Here is a 4,373-nt window from a genome sequence, read left to right as displayed (position 1 = left end):
GCAGCTGGAGGCGGCGGTGGCCCTCTTGCAGGAACAGCTGGCCCGGCTGCAGCAGCAACCGGGCGGCTGACGGCGCTCAGTTCCCGGCATTGACGAACAGCAGCAGCGGTTCGTCCTTGCCCGGCAGCAGCACGGTGCCGTCACCACGGAAACCGAGCTTTTCCAGCAGCGCCACCGAGCGGGTGTTGTCCGGCGACACGACCGCGCGCAGCTCGCCCAATCCCAAGGTGTTGCGCGCGTAGTCCAGCACCGCGCGTGCCGCTTCCAGCGCATACCCCTGGCCGGTGTAGGCGCCCAGCAGGGCGTAACCAAGATCGGCACAAGGCAGACCGTCACGTCGCACCAGTCCGGCATTGCCCAGCCAGGCGCCGTCGCTGCGCCGCTCGATGGCGTACATGCCGAAGCCATGCGTGGCATAGCTGCTGAAGGTGTGATTGCGCAGGTAATCGCGCGCCTGCTCCAGCGTACGCACGCCGCGGTCACCGATGTACTGGTGGAAACCCGGGTCGTTGAGCAGCTCCAGCATCGCCGCCGCATCGGCCGCGTCATCACGCAGCGGCCGCAGCCGCAGACGTTCGGTCTGGATCACCATCGTCATCGGACATGCCCGGGTTGAACGCCCCCTGCAAACTGCCGCCGACGCGGGCGGCTGGCAAGTGCCATCAGCCGGCGGCTCAGTCGAACAGCGCCTCGATCGCCGCCAGTCCGGCCTTGGCGCGCTCCTGCTTGTGCGCGGCATCGGCGACTGGATCGGCGCCATCGCGCTGGATCTCGGCCGCCGGCAGCTCGGCGAAGAAGCGGCTGGGCTTGAGTCGGATGTGCTCGCCGAACTTGCGGGTGAGCTTGCTGTAGCTCATCACAACTGCACCTTGGCGCGGGTGATGCCCACATACAGCAGGCGCCGCTCCTCCTGCAGATTGCCCTCGTCCAGGCTGACCTGGTGCGGCAGCACGCCATCCTCGCAGCCGACGATGAACACGTAGGGAAACTCCAGGCCCTTGGAGGCGTGCAGGGTCATCATCCGCACCTGGTTGCCGCCATCGTCCTTGTCGTTGCGCGAGATCAGCGCCAGCTGCGCGGCCATGTCGGCGGCACTGGCGCCGCGCGGGCCGCCCTCGAACCACGACGCCAGCTCCTCGATGTTGCCGGCACGGCGCTCGTAGCTGCCGGTGTCCTTGGCCTGGTTGCGCAGCTCCGACAGCAGCCCCGAATCCTTGGCCACGCGCCGCACCAGGTCGCCCGAACTCAGCTGCCGCATGTCCATGCGCAGCGCGCGCAGGATGTCGGTGAACTTGCTCAGGCTGTTGGCCGCCCGCGGTGGCAGCTGCGCCAGCGCGCCCATCGCCTCGGCGGCCTGCGCCATCGGCATGTCCTTGGCCGAGGCCAGCTCGGCCAGCTTGGCCAGGGTGGTGGCACCGACATCGCGCTTGGGCGACTGCACCGCGCGCATGAACGCGGTGTCATCGTCCGGATTCACGATCAGCCGCAGCCACGCCAGCGTGTCTTTGACCTCCTGCCGTTCCAGGAACACGGTGCCGCCGTTGAGGTGGTAGGGCACACCGACCAGCTGCATCGCCTTTTCCAGCGGCCGCGACTGGAAGTTGCCGCGGAACAGGATGCAGAAATCGCTCCACGGAATGCGCCGGCTGGTGGCCAGGAAGTGGATTTCCGCGGCGACCTTCTCGGCCTCGTGCTCGGAGTTGCGGCATTCCCACACGCGGATGCGCTCGCCATCGGCCTGGTCGGACCACAGCGTCTTCAGGTGCTCGTGCGGGTTGTGTGCGATCAGCGCATTGGCCGCACGCAGCACGCGGTTGGAGCAGCGGTAGTTCTGCTCCAGCTTGATGATCTGCAGCGCCGGATAGTCCCGGCCCATCTGCTGCAGGTTTTCCGGATTGGCGCCGCGCCAGGCGTAGATCGACTGGTCGTCATCGCCCACGCAGGTGAAGTTGCCAGCCGGCCCGGCCAGCTGCTTGAGCAGGCGGTACTGGGCATCGTTGGTGTCCTGGCATTCGTCCACCAGCAGGTAGCCGATGCGCTCGCGCCAGGCCAGGGCGATGTCCGGGTTCTCTTCCAGCACCTGCACCGGCAGCCGGATCAGATCATCGAAATCCACCGCGTTGAAGGCGGTCAGCCGTGCCTGGTACAGCGCGTAGACCATCGCCGCGTTCTTCTCGCGGCTGCTGCGCGCCGCCGCCATCGCCTGCTCCGGCGACAGCCCCGCATTCTTGGCGCGCGAGACCAGGTTTTTCACGTCCTCGATGTCGTCGGGCTTGGCATTGCTGCCGCCGAGCAGATCCTTGATCTGCGCGGCCGCATCGTCGGCGTCGAAGATCGAGAAGCTGCGCTTCAGGCCGACATGCTGGTGCTCGATCTGCAGGAACTTCAGCCCCAGCGCGTGGAACGTGCAGATCGTCACCTCGGCCGCATCCTCGGCGCGCAGACGCTTGGCCACACGCTCGCGCATCTCCTTGGCCGACTTGTTGGTGAAGGTGATCGCCGCGATGCGCTTGGCCGGATAGCGGCCGATGCCGATCAGATGGGCGATTTTCTCCACGATCACGCGCGTCTTGCCACTGCCGGCACCGGCCAGCACCAGCAACGGCCCCTGGGCATGGAGCACGGCAGCACGTTGGGGAGGATTGAGCTTGTCGAGCATGAGCGGTTCCACAGGCAGACGGCCATTTTAGCCAGCCCAGGCCGACCCGGCCTGTACCGGGGGAATGAATGGAGGACAGCGCCATTGCCCACTAGCGGGTGTGCTAGGTTTGGCCGGTCACCGACATGATCCGGAGCCTGACCATGCCGTCTGTCCGCCCTGTTGTTGCAACACTGCTGCTGGCCTGCCTGGTGGCTCCGCCGCCGCTGACCGCTGCGGACAGCGAAGGACCGTCCATCCACATGGACGAGGACCTGCTCATGGCCGGCCTGGCGAACAGCCACGGAGACCTGTACTTCCGCCGCACGGCCCAGCTCTCCCTGGAGGCCGGCAGGAACGACCAGGCGATGCGCCAACTCAAGCGGGCGGCTCATTTCGCCGACAAGCCGTCCCAGGCCCTGGTGGCTGAAATCCTGTGGAATGGCTCACACGGCCAGCCACAGGACCGGCCGGCGGCCTACGCATGGATGGATCTGGCCGCCGAACGGGGTTACCCCGAGCTGCTGCGCCTGCGTGAGGCCTACTGGGCGGCCCTGTCTCCGGCCGAGCAGGCCCAAGCGCTGGCCGTGGGTCGCAAGTTGTATGAACGCTATGGCGATGAGGTCTCCCGCCCGCGTCTGGCGAGGCAACTGCGCCGGCAGGCAAACAAGGTCGCCGGCAGCAATACCGGGTTTGCCGGCGGGGTCACCATCCTGGCCCTGTCACCGGGGGGCAGTGGCGTCCGGCGTGCGGCGGCGAGCCCGGGAATGGAAGGTGACAATTTCGCCCCGGTGGTAACCATCGCCGGAAGCCGCTTTTATGCACCCCATTACTGGAAGCCTGAACTGTATTTCCAGCATCAGGACCGCAACTGGCGCGTCGGCGTGAGCGAGCAACGCCTCGGCTCGACCGAGGTCGGCCCCCTGACACCGGTCAAACGCTGACTGCGCCTCGAGCCCCCTCCCATGTCGCGGTAAAATCCCGCCATGGCCAAGCTCTATTTCTATTATTCGGCGATGAATGCCGGCAAGACCACCACCCTGCTGCAGTCGGCGCACAACTACCGCGAGCGCGGCATGCGGGTGGCGATCCTGACGCCGCATCTGGACCACCGCGCCGGTACCGGCATGGTCGCCTCGCGGATCGGCCTGCAGGCGCAGGCCACCGCCTTCGAGCGCGATACCGACCTGGAGAAGCTGATCCAGCAGGACATTGCCGCCCACGGCAGGCTCGGCTGCGTACTGGTGGACGAGGCGCAGTTCCTGAGCAAGGCGCAGGTCTGGCAACTGTCCGAGGTGGTCGACCAGCTGCGCATCCCGGTGCTGTGCTACGGGCTGCGCACCGATTTCCGTGGCGAGCTGTTTGAAGGCAGCCAGTACCTGCTGGCCTGGGCCGACGAGATGCAGGAGATCAAGACCATCTGCCACAGCGGCAAGAAGGCGACGATGACCGTGCGCGTGGACGAGAACGGCTTTGCCGTGCAGGACGGCCCGCAGGTGGAGATCGGCGGCAACGAGCGCTATGTGTCGGTGTCGCGTGCCGAATTCAAGAAGATCACCCGTGGCGAAGGCCGGATCGACCCGATGCAGGCGCCGCTGCCGTTGTAGGTACGAGGGCACCCCGCACCCGGAGCCACGGGGAATGCCCATGCGTGGCGCGTCCCGCATCTACGGTTTCGGGATTTCCAGGGCGACCTGTTCCGCCGCCGGGTCGCACGTGGCGCAGCCCATGCCGG

General features: G+C 67.0%; 3 protein-coding genes and 1 pseudogene. 2 read left to right on the top strand and 2 right to left on the bottom strand.

Annotated features, from left to right (window positions below):
* Positions 1 to 76 precede the first annotated feature (76 nt).
* A complete protein-coding gene (locus JCM9942_RS11325) occupies positions 77 to 598 on the bottom strand; it encodes a GNAT family N-acetyltransferase (RefSeq protein ID WP_054659743.1) in 522 nt (173 codons plus the stop codon).
* Positions 599 to 674: 76 nt separating this feature from the next.
* Positions 675 to 2,659: pseudogene (locus JCM9942_RS11320) on the bottom strand (UvrD-helicase domain-containing protein).
* A 242-nt stretch (positions 2,660 to 2,901) separates the two neighbouring features.
* Between JCM9942_RS11320 and JCM9942_RS11315 the strand changes: the two are divergent.
* Together JCM9942_RS11315 and JCM9942_RS11310 are read left to right on the top strand one after the other, a co-directional pair.
* Complete coding sequence (locus tag JCM9942_RS11315; RefSeq protein ID WP_157722881.1) at positions 2,902 to 3,582, top strand: SEL1-like repeat protein; 681 nt, start codon at positions 2,902 to 2,904, stop codon at positions 3,580 to 3,582.
* 42 nt (positions 3,583 to 3,624) lie between these two features.
* The gene (locus tag JCM9942_RS11310; protein WP_054659739.1) at positions 3,625 to 4,245 is read left to right on the top strand and encodes a thymidine kinase; all 621 of its coding nucleotides are present in this window, start codon (positions 3,625 to 3,627) and stop codon (positions 4,243 to 4,245) included.
* Positions 4,246 to 4,373 lie beyond the last annotated feature (128 nt).

The sequence above is a fragment of the Stenotrophomonas pictorum JCM 9942 genome (assembly GCF_001310775.1).
Classification (GTDB): domain Bacteria; phylum Pseudomonadota; class Gammaproteobacteria; order Xanthomonadales; family Xanthomonadaceae; genus Stenotrophomonas; species Stenotrophomonas pictorum.
The sequence above is the reverse complement of the archived record's forward strand: the minus strand, read 5'-3'. Positions and strand labels throughout refer to the sequence as shown.

What these genes read in the sequence shown, in the direction of transcription:
- JCM9942_RS11325 (WP_054659743.1), bottom strand. Translation starts at nt 598, where the DNA reads ATGACGATGGTGATCCAGACCGAACGTCTGCGGCTGCGGCCGCTGCGT.
- JCM9942_RS11315 (WP_157722881.1), top strand. Translation starts at nt 2,902, where the DNA reads ATGGACGAGGACCTGCTCATGGCCGGCCTGGCGAACAGCCACGGAGAC.
- JCM9942_RS11310 (WP_054659739.1), top strand. Translation starts at nt 3,625, where the DNA reads ATGGCCAAGCTCTATTTCTATTATTCGGCGATGAATGCCGGCAAGACC.